The sequence below is a fragment of the Acinetobacter sp. Root1280 genome (assembly GCF_001425285.1).
GTDB classification, from domain to species: domain Bacteria; phylum Pseudomonadota; class Gammaproteobacteria; order Pseudomonadales; family Moraxellaceae; genus Acinetobacter; species Acinetobacter guillouiae.
Genome location: NZ_LMED01000012.1, coordinates 265,884 through 286,844 on the forward strand (window position 1 = coordinate 265,884; position 20,961 = coordinate 286,844).

14 protein-coding genes are annotated in these 20,961 nt (G+C 38.1%); 7 read left to right on the plus strand and 7 right to left on the minus strand.

Annotation, left to right across the window (positions count from 1 at the left end; all coding sequences use genetic code 11):
• Window positions 1–441: 441 nt before the first annotated feature.
• The 3 genes from ASC84_RS11135 to ASC84_RS11145 all read left to right on the plus strand — a co-directional run bounded on the left by ASC84_RS11135 (window position 442) and on the right by ASC84_RS11145 (window position 4,624).
• On the plus strand, window positions 442–1,431 hold the full coding sequence (locus ASC84_RS11135) for a LysR family transcriptional regulator (protein ID WP_004722769.1): 990 nt from the start codon (window positions 442–444) through the stop codon (window positions 1,429–1,431).
• A gap of 128 nt (window positions 1,432–1,559) precedes the next feature.
• The gene (locus ASC84_RS11140; protein ID WP_056514641.1) at window positions 1,560–2,888 is read left to right on the plus strand and encodes a hemolysin family protein; all 1,329 of its coding nucleotides are present in this window, start codon (window positions 1,560–1,562) and stop codon (window positions 2,886–2,888) included.
• Between the two features lie 395 nt (window positions 2,889–3,283).
• Window positions 3,284–4,624, plus strand: a complete 1,341-nt coding sequence (locus ASC84_RS11145) for a CitMHS family transporter (RefSeq protein ID WP_004722773.1) — start codon at window positions 3,284–3,286, stop codon at window positions 4,622–4,624.
• Between the two features lie 98 nt (window positions 4,625–4,722).
• Here ASC84_RS11145 and ASC84_RS11150 read toward each other — a convergent pair whose 3' ends face one another.
• Entirely contained in the window at window positions 4,723–5,223 is a 501-nt protein-coding gene (locus ASC84_RS11150) for a hypothetical protein (protein WP_004722775.1), read from the minus strand.
• A gap of 510 nt (window positions 5,224–5,733) precedes the next feature.
• Here ASC84_RS11150 and ASC84_RS11155 point away from each other — a divergent pair.
• The gene (locus ASC84_RS11155; protein WP_056514643.1) at window positions 5,734–6,744 is read left to right on the plus strand and encodes a zinc-binding alcohol dehydrogenase family protein; all 1,011 of its coding nucleotides are present in this window, start codon (window positions 5,734–5,736) and stop codon (window positions 6,742–6,744) included.
• A gap of 105 nt (window positions 6,745–6,849) precedes the next feature.
• Here the strand turns inward: ASC84_RS11155 and ASC84_RS11160 are convergent, their stop codons facing one another.
• Complete coding sequence (locus tag ASC84_RS11160; protein ID WP_056514647.1) at window positions 6,850–7,842, minus strand: NAD(P)H-quinone oxidoreductase; 993 nt, start codon at window positions 7,840–7,842, stop codon at window positions 6,850–6,852.
• A gap of 432 nt (window positions 7,843–8,274) precedes the next feature.
• Between ASC84_RS11160 and ASC84_RS11165 the strand changes: the two genes are divergently transcribed.
• Window positions 8,275–8,823 (plus strand): DUF2239 family protein, encoded by a 549-nt coding sequence (locus ASC84_RS11165; RefSeq protein ID WP_056514650.1) that lies wholly within the window; start codon window positions 8,275–8,277, stop codon window positions 8,821–8,823.
• A gap of 93 nt (window positions 8,824–8,916) precedes the next feature.
• Here ASC84_RS11165 and ASC84_RS11170 read toward each other — a convergent pair whose 3' ends face one another.
• The 3 genes from ASC84_RS11170 to cysD form a co-directional block, all read right to left on the minus strand.
• Window positions 8,917–9,102 carry a hypothetical protein gene (locus ASC84_RS11170; protein WP_056514653.1) on the minus strand — a complete coding sequence of 62 codons (186 nt, stop codon included), beginning with the start codon at window positions 9,100–9,102 and terminating at the stop codon, window positions 8,917–8,919.
• A gap of 392 nt (window positions 9,103–9,494) precedes the next feature.
• Window positions 9,495–11,108, minus strand: a complete 1,614-nt coding sequence (cysN, locus tag ASC84_RS11175; protein ID WP_056514656.1) for a sulfate adenylyltransferase subunit CysN — start codon at window positions 11,106–11,108, stop codon at window positions 9,495–9,497.
• Between the two features lie 130 nt (window positions 11,109–11,238).
• A complete protein-coding gene (cysD, locus tag ASC84_RS11180; RefSeq protein ID WP_171066897.1) occupies window positions 11,239–12,147 on the minus strand; it encodes a sulfate adenylyltransferase subunit CysD in 909 nt (302 codons plus the stop codon).
• A gap of 147 nt (window positions 12,148–12,294) precedes the next feature.
• On the opposite strand from cysD, the gene ASC84_RS11185 reads away from it, so the two are divergent.
• Complete coding sequence (locus tag ASC84_RS11185) at window positions 12,295–12,741, plus strand: GNAT family N-acetyltransferase (RefSeq protein WP_056514659.1); 447 nt, start codon at window positions 12,295–12,297, stop codon at window positions 12,739–12,741.
• Window positions 12,742–12,995: 254 nt separating this feature from the next.
• On the opposite strand, the gene ASC84_RS11190 is transcribed toward ASC84_RS11185, so the two are convergent.
• Both ASC84_RS11190 and ASC84_RS11195 read right to left on the minus strand, forming a co-directional pair.
• Complete coding sequence (locus ASC84_RS11190) at window positions 12,996–14,468, minus strand: capsule assembly Wzi family protein (RefSeq protein WP_056514660.1); 1,473 nt, start codon at window positions 14,466–14,468, stop codon at window positions 12,996–12,998.
• 201 nt (window positions 14,469–14,669) lie between these two features.
• On the minus strand, window positions 14,670–16,292 hold the full coding sequence (locus tag ASC84_RS11195) for an inorganic phosphate transporter (protein WP_056514663.1): 1,623 nt from the start codon (window positions 16,290–16,292) through the stop codon (window positions 14,670–14,672).
• A gap of 950 nt (window positions 16,293–17,242) precedes the next feature.
• Here ASC84_RS11195 and metH point away from each other — a divergent pair.
• Window positions 17,243–20,932 (plus strand): methionine synthase, encoded by a 3,690-nt coding sequence (gene metH, locus ASC84_RS11200; RefSeq protein ID WP_056514666.1) that lies wholly within the window; start codon window positions 17,243–17,245, stop codon window positions 20,930–20,932.
• The last annotated feature ends 29 nt before the right edge of the window (window positions 20,933–20,961 follow it).

Sequence of the window (20,961 nt, forward strand, 5' to 3'; positions counted from 1 at the left end):
TTATAATTATATTAAAAACCAATAAACCTTTAATTTATATAGTTTTATTTAAATAGCGACCGCCCATGTTTTGCTTAAATATAAGGCAATTTATTCATTTTATCACTATTAGACTTAAGTCTGAGCTTGTAACAAAAAAACCAGAACTGGGTTTTTTTGATATAAAAATACCCTGAATGATCAATAATTATACAAAGCATAATAATCTAATTCATTCATCGATAAATGCTGTTACTGCTCAAAAATCTGCTGGTCTTGAGGTATAATGAGGAGATTAAGATTTATTCAAGCATGCATCTCTATTCAAAACCAAGACAATAAATCTTGATCCTTCTACAACAATAAATCGCCTGCTGTTTTTTTATCTAGTTTTTACACAAAAGCATTTCCTTATGGCATAATCCCCTGTGATTTCTAAATTTTATTTTCGGTATTTTTTTTATGAATCTGGAGCGGGTCGATCTCAACCTCTTAATTTACCTTGACGTTCTTTTACGTGAAAAAAATGTGACTCGTGCTGCTGAACAGCTTGGTGTTACCCAACCCGCAATGAGTAATATTTTACGTCGTCTTCGTAATTTATTTAATGACCCTCTTTTAATTCGTTCTTCTGAAGGTATGACACCAACAGAACGTGCTTTAGAATTACAACCTCGCATCCGTGACGCACTGTCTGATTTATCAATGATTTTGGAACCTCGTACTGAGTTCCGACCTTATACTTCAAACCGTGTATTCCGTATTATGACCTCTGATTATGCCGAAGCGACACTTGTTCCTCGCCTAGTCAAAGCGTTGCGCTCAGAAGCACCGAATGTTGTACTCGACTTTTTAACACCAAGTGACGTGTCATATCGTGACATGGAACAAGGTAAAGTTGATTTAGCCATCAACCGTTTTAATGAAATCCCACAAAGTTTTCACCAAGTTTTAGTGTGGCGTGACAGTTTCTCTTGTCTACTCAATAACAAACATCCCGCTTCGAGTAATTTAAATCTTAAAAGTTATTTAGATGCGCAACATATCTGGGTATCAAAAACAGGTATGGGGGTCGGTTTTGGTGTGAATCCTGAGAAACAAGCAGGATTGGGTTGGATTGATCAAGCTTTAGAGCGAATTGGTCAAAAGCGTAAAATTTCAGTCTTTACTCGTCATTATCAAATGCCAGCATTGTTGGCTTCAAATGTCGATTTGATTGCAACATTACCAACCCGTATCGCCCGTTTACAAGCCAAAAGCCAAAATTTACTCATTAAAGATCCGCCTTTTTATATTCCAGAATTTGAATTAAAAATGGCATGGTGCCCGTTACTTCATCATCATCCTGCACATCGTTGGTTACGCCAATTGATTCTTTATGTTGCACGTCAAATGATTGAAGAAGAAAATCGTGAATTTATGCAAAATAATTCGCATTTTTCTCAATATTAATAGGAATTTTCTTAAATTCTTATCATTTCAAGCTTATACTAATTCCAGATCGGTAGTGTGTTACTCACTACCACCCCCTTTTATGTGTTAAAAATATCTCATAATAATGATGATCCATAGGTGGATTCGTGAGCCTGTTCCAGAATATCCTAATCATCGCTGTCCTCATCGCAGGAGCTGGTTTTTTATCTTTAACTGAAATCGCCCTTGCAGGTGCGCGTAAAGTTAAACTCAAAATTCTTGCCGAATCTGGCGATGAGCGAGCACAAAAAGTCCTAGACTTACAGCAAAACTCTGCCGATTTCTTTGCCGCATCCCAAATCGGTTTAAATGCTGTTGCTATTCTTGGCGGTATTTTAGGTGAAGGTGCCTTTCGCCCTTATTTTCTTGAATTTGTCTCGCGTTTCTATGTTGGAAATTGGACAGAAACCATTAGCTTTGTCCTCTCATTTACTTTAGTCACTTCACTGTTTATTCTTTTTGCCGATTTAATGCCAAAACGTATGGCAATGATTGCACCAGAAAAAATTGCGGTTTCAGTCATTAATCCCATCCAGATCTTTATCGTGGTCTGTAAACCCTTAGCATGGTTTATCAATGCGGTGGCTAATTTGTTGTTCCGTTTGTTTAAAGTCAATACAACACGTGAAGACAACATTACCTTTGATGATATTTCAGCGGTAATGGATGCTGGTGCTCAGGCAGGTGTTTTACAAAAGCAAGAACATCACTTTATTGAAAATGTATTTGAGCTTGAAGAACGTAATGTTCCATCCAGTATGACCCCACGTGAAAATGTGGTGTTTTTCACTTTAAAAGAGCCTGAAGAAAGTATCCGCCAAAAGCTAGCTGAATACCCTTATTCTAAGTTCTTGGTTTGTAACGAAACCATTGATCAAGTGATTGGCTATGTAGATGCCAAAGATATTTTGGTGCGTATTCTGAATAACCAGAAAATTAATCAATTACATGAATCAACTATTCGTACAGTATTAACCATTCCTGACTCATTGACCCTTTCTGAACTTCTTGACCGCTTCCGCTCAAGCAAAGAAAAATTTGCGGTGGTATTTAATGAATATGCACTTGTGGTTGGTGTTATTACCCTGTCAGATATCATGATCACAGTGATGGGCGACTGGGTTACACCAATGGATGAAGAGCTACAAATCATTAAACGAGATAACAACTCATGGTTGATTGATGGGAGTACCCCAATTGAAGACATGAAGCATGCTTTAGCCATTGATGAGATGCCAGATGAAGAGAACTACGAGACACTGGCAGGCTTTATGATGTATCAGTTAAGAAAAATTCCTAAACCAGCTGACACAGTGATTTTTGGTGGTTATAAATTTGAAGTGGTCGATGTTGATCATTTTAAAATTGACCAGCTACTTGTCACACGATTACTTGAAAAAGCAGAACCATCAACATCAGAAGATTCTTCACAATAAGTTTCTTTAGCGTATTTAAAGCTTAGCAATTACCTTGCTAAGCTTTTTTTATGAAAAGTGGTGCTTCAATATCGAGAGATTTTCAAGGTCATTGATTAGATTATGGGCATTTGATTTATAAATTTTAAAAATATGAAAATTAACATGAACACAATTTATAAAATCAAAAAAAATAATAAATTTAAAAATCAATGATTTATATTTTATAACCATTTTGGTGCAAAAATAATATTCATTTTTAAATATCTGTTTTGAATACTCTATTTATTTAAAAAATAGTACTGAATTCAGTATTTCTACAAGGATATTTTAATTTAATCAAAGAACTATTAGCATGCTTCTGCTTAAAAAACTAAAAGACTTCTGTTAAAAAAGTCTCATTCAAGGATCGAACTATGCTAACCGTATTAGGTTTGGGCATGATTTTGTGCTTTATGTACTTAATCATGTCTAGACGAATGACTGCACTTGCAGCACTCACACTTATTCCAATTTTATTTGCATTAATCGCTTACGGTCTTAGCTTCTATTTCGACAGCCTTGGGCATTTAGAAATCAAACAGCTCGGTGAAATGATGCTTGACGGTGTGAAAAAACTTGCACCAACAGGCGTAATGCTACTTTTTGCAATTCTCTATTTTGCCATCATGATTGACACGGGATTGTTTGATCCTTCTGTAAAATTTATCTTAAAGCTGGTCAAAGGTGATCCACTTAAAGTCGTTATTGGTACCATTACTCTGACACTCATCGTCTCTCTTGATGGTGATGGTTCAACCACCTACATGATTTGTGTGGCAGCGATGCTCCCACTCTATAAAAAATTAGGTATGAGCCCGTTGATCATGGCATGTTTAATGATGCTGGCAAGCGGAATCATGAACCTTACCCCGTGGGGTGGACCAACGGCACGTGCTGCAAGTGCGCTGCATGTAGAGGCAAGTGAAATCTTTGTGCCTATGGTTTTACCAATGCTGGCTGCTATTCTTTGGCTCTACTTTGTCGGTTTTATGTATGGCCGTATGGAACGTAAACGCTTAGGTATTATTGAACTTGATGTTAGTCATGGTGATGACATTCAAATTTCAAGTAACCCAGAAGCGAATCGTGCACATTTAAGATGGTTCAATGGTTTATTAACCGTTGTACTGATGATCTGTTTGGTGAAAGGTGTCTTGCCTTTACCGATCTTATTTATGATCGCACTTTGTATAGCATTGGTGGTGAACTATAAAGACGTCGATATGCAAAAATCTTTGGTTGCTCATCATGCAGGTAGTGCCTTAAACGTTGTGGGTATTATTTTTGCTGCAGGGATTTTTACTGGGATTCTTTCAGGGACAGGCATGGTTGATGCGATGTCGAAAGAATTGGTGGCGATTATTCCACAAAGTATGGGGCCTTTCTTAGCGCCAATTACTGCTGTGATTAGTATGCCTTTGACCTTCTTTATGTCGAATGATGCTTTCTACTACGGGGTGTTACCGATTCTTTCAGAAGCGGCGAGTCATTATGGTATTACACCTGTAGAAATGGCGCGTGCTTCAATTGTCGGCCAACCTGTACACTTACTCTCACCATTGGTTCCTTCTACCTATTTATTATGTGGATTGGCTGGTATCGAATTTGGACAGCATCAAAAGTTCACCATTAAATGGGCGATTCTGACCTGTTTGGTAATGCTGGTTGCAGCCATGCTGCTCGGTGTATTCCCACTCTATTCAACACTACACTAATAGACAAAAGCCGATATTTATATCGGCTTTTTTTTCATCTTAAATAGTTTATTTTCATCATCTATTTAAAACAATGATTTATTTAGAATCAAATCCAATTAAGGATGAATCAAGACATCGAGCAATGCTTGATAATGAATTGAAATGTCATCTTCTAAAATTTTATAGGCACTATCGAACTGCACCATTGGCCAGCCTTCTTTCCAGAAAGGGAAAATATTATGCAGGTCACGCGTCACGGTGGCATCTTCACGAATAATCGCTTGAGCAACTTGCGATAGCACTTGAGCGGTTTCTGCACCATCAATGGCTAAATAATCGATACCTTTTGCTTTTAAAATACGGACACGATCTTTCTTATAACGAATTTTTTTAGCTTGTGCTTCATTTAAATTTAAAGCCAAAGTCACTGCTTCAACAAGTTTGTCTTCAAAGCTTTGATGTAAAGCAACCAGTGCCTGTTTATGTGCTTCTTGACGCCCTGCTTTTCCGCCATCACGAATGATTTTTTGTGCTTCAACATCCAGTTCATCCGATTTCATCGATTGAAGAATGTCTAAAATTTCAATATCACTTAATGAAGCAGAAGAATCTGTCATGGGAGTCCTAAAACAAAAATAAATAGAAACTCTATTTTCGCACAATTTTAAAATTAAGTCAGAGATAATGTTAATCTGCTGCGATGTATCTCGACCTGATCAAATAACAATAAAGGATGATATTTTAATGTCTGTTTTAGCCCTACTCGCCTGTACCAGTTTTTATTCTGCCTTGTATCTTATCTATTTTTATTTTGCTCAACAACCACGACCTCTTTTCCTTATATTGGCAGTGAGTTTACTCATATTTGCTTACCTAATTACTCCAGCGTCTTATCAAAAGGGACGACAACCATTTAACCGCACTTTGAATCATGAAAATTGGCTGATTTTGCCGCTTTACACATGCTGGCAATTGTTTATCTTACCTATACGCTTGTTGCTGTCTAAATTTTTTGATTAAGACCATTCGATAAAATGTTATCAATAAGTATAGACTGACAATTTTTTGCTTTCTTAATTGAGATTTTTTTGCTATTGATTTGATATGCCAATAAAAAGTGAAACCGTATGAAAGCTGTTGCTTATAAAAAACCATTCGCAATTTCAGAAGCCAATGTTTTTTCCGAAATCGAAATCGAACAGCCAGTTGCAACAGGTCATGACTTACTGATTGAGGTCAAAGCCATTTCAATCAATCCAGTCGATATCAAAATGCGACAGCGTACTTCGCCAGACAATGATACTTGGAAAATTTTGGGTCATGATGCGGTTGGGACCGTGAAAGCAGTCGGAGAAAAAGTTCAAAATTTTAAAGTGGGTGATGAAGTTTTTTATGCGGGTTCAAACCAAAGACAAGGCTCTTATGCTGAATTCCAATTGGTCGATGAACGTATTGTTGGGCTAAAACCTAAATCATTGAGTGATGCTGAAGCCGCAGCCTTGCCTTTAACGTCACTCACCGCTTATGAAATGTTATTTGACCGTTTAAAAATTCAAGACACCAAAGTTGAAAAGCCTGTGATTTTAGTCATCGGCGCTGCAGGTGGTGTAGGTTCTATTACAGTTCAATTGTTAAAAGTATTGACTGGATTTACTGTTATTGCCACAGCTTCTCGCCCAGAATCTAAAGCATGGCTCGCTGAAATTGGCGCAGATTATATTGTGGATCATAGCCAACCTTTAGAACAGCAAGTCCTAGACTTAAATATTGGGCTGCCCAACTATATTTTTTCAATTAATGGTACAGGGCGATATACACAAGCCATTGCCAATTTGATTGCGCCTCAAGGTCATTTTGGTTTAATTGATGATCCTGAAAACTTTATCATCAACCCGTTTAAAGTTAAGTCTGTTTCTGTTCATTGGGAATCGATGTTTACCCGCTCTACATTCCAAACCAAAGATCTCAGCCGACAAGGTGATATTTTAAATAAAGTTTCAAAATTAGTTGATGACCAAAGAATCAAAACCACTTTGGGACAAAACCTCGGTCAAATCAATGTTGAACATATAACCCAAGCTCATACACTGATTGAGTCAGGTAAAAGCATTGGTAAGATCGTATTAGCAGGCTTTTAACCAGTTGTTTTTAATGGCGACTTCACCTATATGAGTTAGATTGAAGTCGCCCTACACATTCATAAACAATGGCAAAAGTTTAAAACTTTGTATAACAACGTGAGCTTAAATCACTTCCACCACAACTTTACCAATATGCTCACCTGTGTCCATACATGCATGTGCAGCTTGGATCTGATCAAACTTAAATGTTTTATAAATCATGGGTAAACATTCACCTTTTGCCCACAATGGAACGACATGTTCCATCAAACCTTTGGCAATTTCAGCTTTTTCAGCAGTTGTACGCGCACGCATAGTTGAACCAGTAATAGTGAGGCGTTTCATCATAATCTGACCTAATTTTACTTCTTTGGCCTTTGCACCACCCAAAAATGCGATATAGACCAAACGCCCATCTCTACGGAGTAGGTTTAGATTTTGATCTAGATAAGGCGCCCCAACCATGTCAAGAATAATATCGACACCCTCATTTTGGGTCTTTTCAAAAATGACCTGTTCAAAGTCTTGAGTTTTATAATTAATCGCATCAGTCAAATGACGAATGGCTTGAATCTTCTCATCAGAACCTACAGTTGCAAAGCTTTTCAAACCAAGTGATTGCGCTAACATCAACGCGGTTGTACCAATACCACTTGTACCCCCATGTACCAATAGTGTTTCACCTGCTTTGGCATGCGCCATTTGGAAAACATTGGCCCATACGGTAAAGAAGGTTTCAGGTATTGCTGCAGCTTGAACAAAACTTACCGCTTCTGGAATATTAATAGTTTGAGATTCTGGCACGACACAATATTCTGCATAACCGCCACCATTGGTCAGTCCACAAACCTTATCCCCGACAGCGAATAAAGTGACATTCCCCCCCACGGCAATGACTTCTCCAGCAACTTCCAAACCAGGAACAGGTGTCACCCCTTTTGGCATAGGATATAAGCCTTGACGCTGTAAAATATCGGGCCGATTAATCCCAAATGCATGGACTTTAACCAAAACTTCATCTGCTTTGGGTTGAGGAATTTCTACCGTTTCATAAGCCAGTTTTTCTATACCACCAGGTTCTGTAATAATGACCTGTTGCATGTTATTTGTAGACATACTTTCTTTCCTATTCCATTCATTACTTTTCATGTTTTCTGTATTTGAACATAAACCAGTGCATGTGCAAATATTTCGCCACCAATGTCTACAAAATAGAGTGAGTATCCTTACAAAAATATAGTTTTCAATTGTTTATACAAATTGCACCAAACGGATAAAGACGTAAGAACAAATATCAAAAAACCAACTATTTGTTAATTACACATAACCATGCGCTCACTTATGGTTTAAAAATAGGTCATCGCCTTTAACTCATTATATTTTTTGCAAGTAAGCATTTAATTTTTAAAGATTTACATGCTTTTTTATTGCTTTTTTTAAGCATCAAAGACCATATTGATCATTTTTTGTTTGCTAATTTAATTTTACCCTGATAATATTCAAACACAAATTAGTTTTACCCAGATAAAAATATCCAAAGGTTTTAAAATGAATACTGAAAACACCTACACTGCTTTTATTGGCAATGAGCGTTTAATCACTGATTCTCTGTTAAACGTAGCATTAACCATCAAGACTCAACAAAACACCTCCACACCTGTGTTGATTTTTAATGATCAAACGGGTCAAGCTATTGATGTCAATATCATGGACTCTGCCACCGATATTCAACAACGTTATGCTGAACCTGAAGCGGTTAAAAAAGTTGGACGTCCTAAATTGGGGGTGATTTCTCGTGAAATCACTTTGCAGCAAAAGCATTGGGATTGGTTAGATCAACAAAGTTCTAGTGCATCTGCTGTGATTCGAAAATTGATTGACCAAGAGTTAAAGAACCCCGATTCAGCAAGCAATAAAATGTTGGCAAAACAGGCAACTGATCGTTTTATGTCAGCAATGTCAGGCAATATGCCAAATTATGAGGAAGCCACGCGTGCTTTATATCAAGGTAATCAAGCGCTGTTTTTAGAATTGATTCAAGACTATCCAAAAGATTTACGAGCGTATTTGACTTTAAAAACGCAACATGCTTTTTAACTACAATATTCGCAACAATATAAAAATTAAATGCGCCAAGCCTTTGGGATTAGCGCATTTTTTTATAATCTTCGACACACGATTTATCATTAATTATTTTTGTTGTTCGGACTCATCACAAGCTTGTTTTAAACGTTGTATTGCCATCGGCTCCATAGGTGCCGTCATCATTGCATGATAGTTTCGGCATTCTTTGGTCGGCTCATGTATTTTCTTCGATTGGTTTGAGGCACAGGCTGTCAATATACTTGCAATACCAATCAGGAAAAATGTTTTCATTACATAACCTACAATTAAATCTTAACTTGAATTAAAACTAAATTTTAACTTGAATTAAAACTAAATTTTATTGCTTGTGCTGTTGCAAGTTTGTTTTGATCGCATTCCATAAATGTTAATTCTTCTTATTTTAAAGCTTGCACAGTCGTACAGTTCATTGAAGTTCTAAATAGATTTAGCTGAGCACTACAAAAAGTACTACTGGACTTTTACTTAGAATAGAAATTTAAAAATCCCTTTATTTATAATAAGATATATACTCAAAGTATTAAACAATGCAAAATTAAAATGCTTTAATCTATATGATGTTGATTGGTATTATCTTGTATATATTAAATTTTTTGCATAAAAAACCCACCTTATGGTGGGCTTCTCTCAATTAATCCAATCTGTTAAAGACGAACCAATTCCACAATTTTTTCAGCCAATTCTTCAACCGCTTCTTGAGCAAATGCTACATCAGCACCCTGTTCAACATCCGTCACCACCACAACACCAGTTTGACGAAGCAATGCAACTTGATCGCTTGATAAACCTGCTTTTGCAATCGCAACAACACCTTGTTGAATCAGCAAGCTTTCAAGAGATTGTGCATGTTTAAGTGCTTGAACAGATACAGCAACCACAGCAGGTTTTTGACCTAAACGTGCAGCACGAGCTTCAGCAGTGACAGGTTCATTGTGTGCAGTCCATTCAACCGCAGCTTCAACCATACCCGCACCAACAGTCACATTACTTAAACGGTCAATAAAGATAAAAGAACCCGTATAACGACTATCATGATAACGGTCAAATACCACTGGTGCATCAAACTCAATCGTTACATCTGCAATTGCATTTAAATCAAGCTGTTCAACTTGCATTTTTTCCAATGTGTTGACATTGGTACGATAGTTAATCTTCGCAACCTTAGCCGGAATGGTTTGTGTACCAAACTTCACATTATAAAGTTTGCCCAACACTAAAGGCTGATCAGTCATCCATACGACTGTCGCACGGGCAGAACGGGAAATCAGTGGTTGCTCACCTGCTTTGACCAAGACATTACCACGCGAAATATCAATTTCATCATTCAAGGTCAAAGTCACTGCTTGACCAGCAATTGCATGTGCTAAATTGCCATCAAAAGTGACTATTTCTTTCACAGTTGATTTCTTGCCTGAAGGTAAAGCCACAATTTCATCGCCAACTTTCACTTCACCTAAAGCAATCGTACCGCAGAAACCACGGAAATCGAGGTTAGGACGGTTCACATATTGCACAGGAAAACGGAATTCATGCTTGCTTACATCATGTGTAATTTCAACAGTTTCCAATGTTTCCATCAAGGTTTTACCTTGATACCACGGCGTATTTTCGGATTTATTTACAACGTTATCGCCATTCAATGCAGAAATTGGCGAGAAGATGATATTGGCAGGTTTACGCTCACCCAATTGATTGACAAAATTATTGTACTCAACTTGAATTTCATTGAAACGCGCTTCAGAGAATTCAACCAAGTCCATTTTGTTAATCGCAACTACGATATTACGAATACCCAATAGACTCGCAATAAAGGTATGACGACGAGTTTGTGTTTGTACGCCATAACGAGCATCAATCAAGATGATTGCAAGATCTGCGGTAGATGCACCTGTGGCCATGTTACGAGTATATTGCTCATGCCCTGGTGTATCAGCAATGATAAACTTACGTTTTTCAGTAGAAAAATAACGATAAGCCACATCAATGGTAATACCTTGCTCACGTTCAGCTTGTAAACCGTCGACAAGCAAGGCCAAGTCAGGTGCATCGCCTGTGGTGCCCACTTTTTTAGAATCACGGGTTACTGCTTGTAATTGATCTTCATAAATCAATTTTGAATCATAAAGTAAACGACCAATTAATGTTGATTTACCATCATCCACATTACCGCAAGTCAAAAATCTTAACAGGTCTTTATTTTCGTGCTGTTTTAAATATGCCAAGATATCTTGGCTAATTAATTCTGATTGATGAGACATTGCTCAAAGCTCCACAATATTTTGAAATCGGTTGCTATATCTTTAAATCCTCCTAAGTCCTCCGTTTTCTTGCTGGAGTTCCCCCCTCTTTTATAAAGAGGGGTTAGGGGAAGATTCATATAAAAAATACTTAGAAATAGCCTTCTTGCTTTTTCTTTTCCATCGAACCTGCTTCATCGTGGTCAATCATACGACCTTGACGTTCAGAGCTGGTGGCTAAAAGCATTTCTTGGATAATTTCAGGCAGTGTTGTTGCCGTTGATTCAACCGCACCTGTCAACGGGTAACAGCCCAAAGTACGGAAACGTACCGATTTCATTTGTGGAACTTCACCTTCTTTTAAACGCATACGTTCATCATCCACCATGATCAACGTACCACTACGCTCAACAACTGGACGTTCAGCTGCTAAATACAAAGGTACCAAAGGAATACTTTCTTGGTAGATATATTGCCAAATGTCTAACTCAGTCCAGTTTGACAATGGGAATACACGGATACTCTCGCCTTTATTGACTTTACCGTTATAAAGATTCCAAAGCTCTGGACGTTGGTTTTTAGGATCCCAACGATGTTTAGCATCACGGAAAGAATAAACACGTTCTTTTGCGCGTGACTTTTCTTCATCACGGCGTGCACCACCAAATGCAGCATCAAACTGATATTTATCCAATGCCTGTTTTAAGCCTTGGGTTTTCATAATATCGGTATATTTTGAGCTACCATAATCAAATGGGTTTACACCAGCATCTTTACCTTCTTTGTTTTGATGCACGATCAGATCAAAACCGTGTTCTTTTGCCATGTTGTCACGGAATTTAATCATGTCCTTAAACTTCCAGCCTGTGTCGACATGCAACAGTGGGAAAGGAAGTTTAGCAGGATAAAATGCTTTTAAAGCAAGATGCAGCATGACAGCTGAGTCTTTCCCGATTGAGTAAAGCATCACTGGATTTTCAAACTCAGCAGCAACTTCACGGATGATATGAATACTCTCAGCTTCAAGCTGTTTTAGATGAGTAAGTCTTTCCTCAGATATAGGCATTGACAGCACCAGCTCACAAAAACGTGTACTTATTACACATATTAAAATTTATATTCATTATAGTGATTTACACCTCAACCCTTTTGCTTGTTTTTTTATATTCATATATAAAAACATCATAAGCAACAACAAGAGATCGGCATGACCACACAAATTATTGCACTAGAACAGATTGATTTTGAGCAATGGCTTCCACTTTGGCGCGGCTATTTAACATTTTATAAATCACAACTCAGTGATGAACAAATAAGATTATCTTGGAAGCGAATCACAAATCCTGAACAAGCTGATATGTTTGGTTTTACCATCAAAGTAAATGGTCAAGTGGTTGGCTTTGTACATTTGATTGCACATATGAGCATGTGGACAGATTTACCCTATTGTTATCTACAAGATTTATTTGTGGATGAAGCTTTTAGGAATCAAGGTTTAGCACGACAATTAATTGAGCATTGTTATCAGGTCTGCGCAACAAAGTTTAACCGTGTTTATTGGCTCACTCAAGAATCCAATATTACTGCCCAACATCTATATGATCGTATTGCGAGTAAAACAGGATTTATCCAATATAAAAAAGCATTAGCATAACCTATAGATGTAATTCATTTAATAATGACCGTTAAACGCTTACACTTGAGAAAATTCAAGTCTAAACATAAAAAAGCTCACCCATTTTTCAAGTCAGCCTTTAAAAAAACTGAAGATCTGCATATCAAATAATTCAATCAACAACTTAAAACTAAAAATCGCTTCTAAAATTTAAAAAAGCGATTTTAGCTTAGTCCCAGCTTATCAAACTGTATATGCCGAAACTTGAATATATACAGCCGAAAACTATGGACTTAATGACCGAACAATGCTTTATCTAAAGGAATTTCAATCCCTACAGAAGCACCTGCATCATTGCCATGTAGATCAGAATCACTGACCCAACCATTAATTTTTAATGGTATGGTCGGTTTAATATAATGTGTCCAAGTTAAATCTAATGCTTTAATTTTGTCTTTTTCTGGGAAGGCTAAGTTGATTTGCTTATCACCAAAGAGAGCAGCAGATTGGTTGACTTTGGCATACAGTGCACGACCAGATAAACGATTCATCACATCAAAACGAATATCACCACCCACAGAAATCATTTCACCATCACCACCCATTGCATGCCCCAATGGGAAACCTTGTTGGTAATAACCATCTTTATAAACATGATGACTATAAGAAACACCTAATGGATCACCATTTGTTTCTGTATTCGCCCATTCAACATAAAGCTGGTACGGCAAATTTTTAAAACTTGAGGAATAGTCAGCACCAGCTAAATACATTTTTTTAGAGGGTAGTAAACCCGCTTCATCTTCCCCAATATATTGCCCATAGAAACTCATAGGAACATTCAACAAAGATTGAAGATTTAAACGCGCATCAAATCCAGCAAGCTGGTTGGATGGATTGCCCACCCCCGTACAAGTGCTATCCGCACACTCATTGTCTTTTCCAATAAAAGCATTCCAGTAAGCTTTTGCACTTCCTGATTGACCTTCTCCATCAATTTGGAAAGCCCGTGATGCCCCGATTTCTAAATATGGCAATGGTTGTGCAGTTAAGCGCAATCCCATTAAACGTGTATCAGGCACAGCCGTATAATCATTTAACTGCCCAGCAAATGCTTGATATTGCCAAGGGCCAATCCAAGACAACCATTTAGATTCAAAAGCTTTTTGTTCAGCACGTTGTACAGTAAAACCATAAACTGGACGGCTGGCATCACCACGAATCAAACTACCATCATGTCCTGGCCCCCAATATGTTGGGATTTGACCCGCAATAACCCACTGATTCCATAGTTTTCCTGCAATGTATGAACCTTCCACATTGACATCTTGGCCGTTATCAATTTGCGGATCTTTTTCACCATTCACACGAAGCTTTGCATCCCAGTTTTCACCGCCTGCATTAAATTCTAATGAACCCACATATTGTGCTTTTGCACTATCCCCAAAAGCTTGAGGAATATTTTTTTGATCAGTTTCGGCAAATAAACCTAATTTTGCGGTTTGATTATCTGCTTTTAGTACATTTTGAATTGAATCAATAACTTTTTGTTGAGTATTGTTTAAAACTTTTGCTTGAGATAAGGCACGTTGAATTTCATCCCCACTCATTGGCCAAGTCGATGTACTGATTTGAATCACACCTTGCTGATTTAACCAGTTCAAATCTGTCCGAAGATCTTCATTATTTAATACAATTCCCTGTGCAAATACAGGTAAAGACATTCCAAGTAATACAGCAGCACAAAGTGATTTTCTTAAATACATGCTCATTTTTCTCAAGTTTGATTTACAACCACACCTTAATTTTTTTATAAGTTTTTTTCAATGGTGAAATTGTGTTATTCATAATTTAAAATTTCATTATCCAAATGAAAAAAAGTGCACCGGAGTGCACTCATTTTCTTTTTAATTCAAGCAACAGCGATCATTCAACTTTTAAAACAATCGCCATCTCTAGCTTTTAAATTAAAATACTTTTAAAAATAACCAGAATAAACCGCCTGATAAACAAATCGTTGCAGGTAAGGTAAAAATCCATGCTGAAAGAATCGTTTTGACTGTTGCAAAATTCAATCCAGTTTTATTGGCAACCATGGTTCCCGCAACCGCACTGTTGAGTACATGTGTGGTTGAAACAGGTAAACCAAAGCCATCTGCCGCTGCAATTGTAGTCATCGCCACAAGTTCAGCAGACATCCCTTGACCATAGGTCATATGATGTTTACCAATGCGCTCGCCCACAGTAACCACAATACGTTTCCATCCCACCATTGTTCCTAAACCCAGTGCCAATGCCACAGCAACTTTTACCCAGTTTGGAATATATTGGAGGAAAGAATCTAAGTTTTTGCGATACTCTTTTACCACTTTGCCTTGAGCTTCATCCATTTTTGGAAGTTGATCAGCTTTATCCAAGCGTTTAAAAGCGGTGGTGCTTAAGTACATATCATTACGCAATGACGATACTTCTGCTTCTGGAATATCTTTTAGATCACCAAATTTTCCAACACGCTCGCCCAAATGATCAGTCAAACTGGCCAATGCAGGAACAACTTCTGGATTCATTTCTTTGGTTTGGATAAATTTAGTAATGGTTACACGCGCTTGTTCATCTGGAATATCGGCATGCTGTGCATAAATTGCCGTCGCAGTTTGACCAGACAATTGTGAGAATGACTGTAAATGCTGTTGGTCTAATCCTCTATTCAACGAATAAGCCAGAGGCACAATACCAATCAAAATCAGCATGATTAAGCCCATACCTTTTTGACCGTCATTTGAACCATGCGCAAAGCTTACACCTGTACAGGTGAAAATCAGAATCGCACGAATCAAAGGTGGTGGTGGTTTATTGCCTTCAGGGGGTTGGAACAACTCAAGTTGTTTTTTAAATATTTTTTTAACAATCAAAAATACAATTGCTGCAAATGCAAAACCAATCAAAGGAGAAAACAGTAATGCTTTACCCACTTTAAGCACTTGATCCATGTCTACACCACTTGCACCCGTTGAAGCGTGCAAAATGTAGTTCATGATGCCTACACCCAAAATTGAGCCAATCAAGGTGTGAGAGCTCGATGCTGGAATCCCTAAGAACCACGTGCCTAAATTCCACAGAATCGCCGCAATCAGCATGGCAAAAACCATAGCAAAACCAGCGCCACTGCCTACATTCATGATCAGTTCAACAGGAAGTAATGCAATAATTCCATACGCAACTGCACCACTGGCAACCATTACCCCAAGGAAGTTACAAAAGCCTGCCCACATGACAGCTACAGGTGCAGGCAATGCATTGGTATAGATCACGGTTGCTACAGCATTGGCTGTATCATGAAAACCATTTACAAACTCAAAACCCAAAGCGATAAATAACGCTGTCGCTAAAAGGATCACTGAATAAAGACTTAACGGTGGAACATGTGCTAAATCTGCACTAACTTGCACCCCAATATAAATCAAGGTAGCAATAATGATCGTCAGAAACACCGGCATAAAAAATTTCGGTGTAGGTACATGGACATTCGTCGATTTAGCAGCTTGAGACGATTGTGCAGAATCTGAGACGGGAGGTAAATTCGAATTCATGCAGAAAGTTAGCGAATATTAGAATGCGCTTATTGTTCAATTAAATTGTGACAATTATATGACAAATAGAGGTCATATGAAGTGAAATTTATAATTATTTCACCTCAGTGTTTCGCTACACAAGCGACAAAATTAATATTTTTATTATTTATAATTAGTATCTTACACCAATAAAATCAATACAACTTGAGCAAAATATTATATTTCAGGCTGAAATAATATTTGTAATATTTCAGACCAATTTGAACTATTTATCATTTGGTATGCCTATTTTTCATGAAATTTATGACAAATTGATGAAAAAACAAACATGCTTTTAAGTTTATTTTTATATATGTTCCAATAAATTCCGTTTACCGAATCTATGCAAGTTTAAGGCCAACAATTTTCCTTTCACTAAACTACTCTGCCTCATCAACAAATCATTTTGAATTGCATATGTTAGACAAATAATGTGCAAAAAATAAAGAGATCATCCAAGCAATGTTTTACACACTTTTTAACAGCTTGCTCTAACAGATCAAGCAATCGTTTACTTTTCAATTTCTAATGTGCATAAAAAACTCAGCATTCTGCAAACACTGAGTTTTTTGTTGAAGATCATCCTGAAAGTCGATCTTGAATATAAAGTTAATACTTATGTTTAATTAAAACTATTTCCACTGATAGCCCATAGACAGACCTTATTCATAGTTTTATCTCACACTTATAATAAATTATGTGATTAAGTTAACACTTAAGCCTGGAGTTTCAACATTTTTTTACGCTTGCGCAAAAAAATCATGTATTCCCCTAAATGCATGATTTTTTAGAATGAATTATTTGAATTTTTTTAAATTGTCTAGATCAAAAATCTGTCATCAGGAAGTGTGTCAAGATTGGTACCTTGAAAGTCTACATTCTGATAACATATCGGCTATTTTTAAAATCCGATTTTATTGAGAGTTTTAATGTCCACGCTTACCACGTTAAAAGAGCTTCTTGCCAAACGCATCCTAATTATTGATGGTGCAATGGGAACTATGATCCAACGCCATAAACTGGAAGAAGCTGATTACCGTGGTGAGCGTTTTGCTGACTGGGCATCTGATTTAAAAGGCAACAATGACCTTTTGGTGTTAACTCAGCCACAAATTATTCAAGGCATCCATGAAGCTTACCTAGATGCTGGTGCTGACATTATTGAAACCAATAGCTTTAACGGCACACGGGTTTCAATGTCTGACTATCACATGGAAGATTTAGTCCATGAGATTAACTTTGAAGCAGCCCGTCTTGCCAAAGCTGCTTGTGAAAAATACTCAACCCCTGACAAACCACGTTTTGTTGCTGGAGTATTGGGGCCAACATCACGTACCTGTTCTATCTCACCAAATGTGAATGATCCAGCATTTCGTAACATTACCTTTGATGAACTCAAAGAAAATTATATTGAAGCCACGCATGCTTTAATTGAAGGTGGCGCAGACATCCTTCTCATTGAAACGGTGTTTGACACCTTAAACTGTAAAGCAGCAATTTTTGCGGTAAAAGAAGTCTTTAAACAGCTTGGTCGTGAATTACCACTGATGATTTCCGGCACAATTACTGATGCTTCTGGTCGTACATTAACAGGACAAACTGCAGAAGCATTCTGGAACTCTGTGCGTCACGGCGATTTATTGTCGATTGGATTTAACTGCGCCTTGGGTGCAGATGCCATGCGTCCACATGTCAAAACTGTATCAGATGTTGCCGATGTTTTTGTTTCAGCGCATCCAAACGCTGGCTTACCGAACGCATTTGGTGGCTATGATGAAACACCAGAAGAAACAGCAGCCTTCTTAAAAGAATTTGCTGAAAGTGGTTTGATCAATATCACTGGTGGATGTTGTGGTACAACACCTGACCATATTCGTGCCATTTATAATGCGGTCAAAGACATACCACCGCGTAAAATTCCTGACATCAAGCCTGCATGTCGCCTCAGTGGTTTAGAGCCATTTAATATTTATGACGACTCACTGTTCGTCAATGTCGGTGAACGTACCAATGTCACGGGTTCTAAAAAATTCCTCCGTTTAATCCGTGAAGAAAACTTTGCCGAAGCACTTGATGTTGCATTACAACAAGTGGTTTCAGGCGCGCAAATCATCGACATCAATATGGATGAAGGAATGCTCGATTCGCAAAATGCGATGGTACATTTCTTAAATCTGGTTGCATCTGAGCCTGAAATTTCTAAAGTGCCAATCATGATTGACTCCTCTAAATGGGAAATCATTGAAGCAGGTTTAAAATGTGTACAAGGTAAACCTGTTGTTAACTCAATTTCCTTAAAAGAAGGTTATGACGAGTTTGTCCATAAAGCACGTTTATGCCGTCAATATGGTGCAGCTGTCATTGTGATGGCATTTGATGAAACCGGTCAGGCAGATACTGCTGCACGTAAACGTGAAATCTGTAAGCGCTCTTATGATGTGCTCGTGAATGAAATCGGTTTTCCTGCGGAAGACATTATTTTTGACCCGAACGTTTTTGCTGTTGCAACGGGGATTGAAGAACACAATAACTATGCTGTGGACTTTATTGAAGCAACAGGCTGGATTAAACAAAACTTACCACATGCCATGATTTCTGGTGGTGTGTCGAACGTATCGTTCTCTTTCCGTGGCAATGAACCTGTCCGTGAAGCTATTCACTCTGTATTCCTTTACTATGCCATCAAACAAGGCATGACCATGGGGATTGTCAATGCGGGTCAGATGGCCATCTATGATGATATTCCTAAAGAGCTGAAAGCCGCTGTTGAAGATGTCATTCTCAACCAGAATCAAGGTGACAGCGGTCAAGATGCAACAGAAAAATTGCTTGAAGTTGCTGAACAGTACCGTGGTCAAAGTGCTGCCCAAAAACAGGTTGAAAACCTTGAATGGCGTAATGAACCTGTTGAAAAGCGTCTTGAATATGCGCTAGTCAAAGGGATTACTAGCTTTATCGATGAAGATACTGAAGAAGCCCGCTTAAAGTCTAAGCGCCCACTTGATGTGATTGAAGGTCCATTGATGGACGGTATGAATGTGGTCGGTGACTTATTCGGCTCAGGTAAAATGTTCTTACCTCAAGTGGTCAAATCTGCACGCGTGATGAAACAAGCCGTAGCATGGTTAAACCCGTACATTGAAGCTGAAAAAACAGGAAGCCAATCCAAAGGTAAAGTATTGATGGCGACTGTAAAAGGCGATGTACACGATATTGGTAAAAACATTGTTGGTGTTGTGCTTGGGTGTAATGGTTATGACATTGTTGACCTTGGTGTCATGGTGTCTTGCGAGAAAATTTTACAGACTGCGATTGATGAGAAAGTCGATATTATCGGCTTATCAGGTTTGATTACCCCATCGCTTGATGAAATGGTATTTGTTGCAAAAGAAATGCAACGCAAGGGTTTTAAAATCCCACTGTTGATTGGTGGTGCAACCACATCGAAAGCACATACGGCAGTAAAAATTGATCCGCAATACTCAAATGATGCGGTGATCTATGTTGCAGATGCTTCTCGTGCGGTGGGTGTTGCAACCACCCTGCTGTCTCCTGAAATGAAGCCTAAATTTGTCGATGAGCATCGTGCTGAATATGAAAAAGTACGTGAACGTATTGCCAATAAGCAACCAAAAGCAGCTAAATTGTCGTATGCAGAATCCATTGAAAATGGTCTAAAAATTGACTTTGCTGCCAATCCACCAGTAAAACCCAACTTTATTGGTTTGCAAACCTTAACCCATTATCCACTTGATAGGTTGGTGGAATATTTTGACTGGACGCCATTCTTTATTTCTTGGAGTTTGGCAGGTAAATTCCCGAAAATTTTACAAGATGAGATTGTCGGTGAAGCTGCAACTGATTTATATAATCAGGCTCAGGCAATGTTAAAAGACATTATTGACAATAAACGTTTCGATGCGCGTGCCGTTTTTGGGATTTATCCTGCAAACCGTTCAGCCGCAGACTCTGTTGAGGTCTTTAATGAAGATGGTCAATCTGTAACCCATACCTTCCATCATATTCGTCAGCAATCGGATAAAGTCACAGGTAAACCGAATTTGTCTTTGGCTGATTTTGTTGCAACCAAAGCACAAGCCGAAGACTACTTGGGTGGTTTTACCGTTTCAATTTTTGGTGCGGAAGAAATGGCGCATGAGTATAAAGCCAAAGGGGATGATTACTCGGCCATTCTTGCTCAGTCATTGGGTGATCGTTTTGCTGAAGCGTTTGCAGAACACTTGCATGAACGTATTCGTAAAGAGTTCTGGGGGTATCAGGCAGATGAACAACTCTCTAATGAAGAATTAATCAAAGAGAAGTATGTCGGTATTCGCCCTGCGCCGGGCTACCCTGCTTGCCCTGAGCATTCTGAAAAGGCGTCTTTGTTTGATTGGTTAGGCACCACAGATAAGATTGGTACACAATTGACCAGCAGTTTTGCAATGTGGCCACCATCAAGTGTCAGTGGTTTCTACTATGCCAACCCACAGTCTGAATACTTTAACGTGGGTAAAATTGCGTTAGATCAGCTAGAAGATTATGCAAAGCGGAAGAATTGGACTTTGGATGAAGCCAAACGTTGGTTAGCACCAAATTTGGATGATTCGGTTTCTTAGGTTAGAAATCCTCCCCTCCTTTTTCAAAG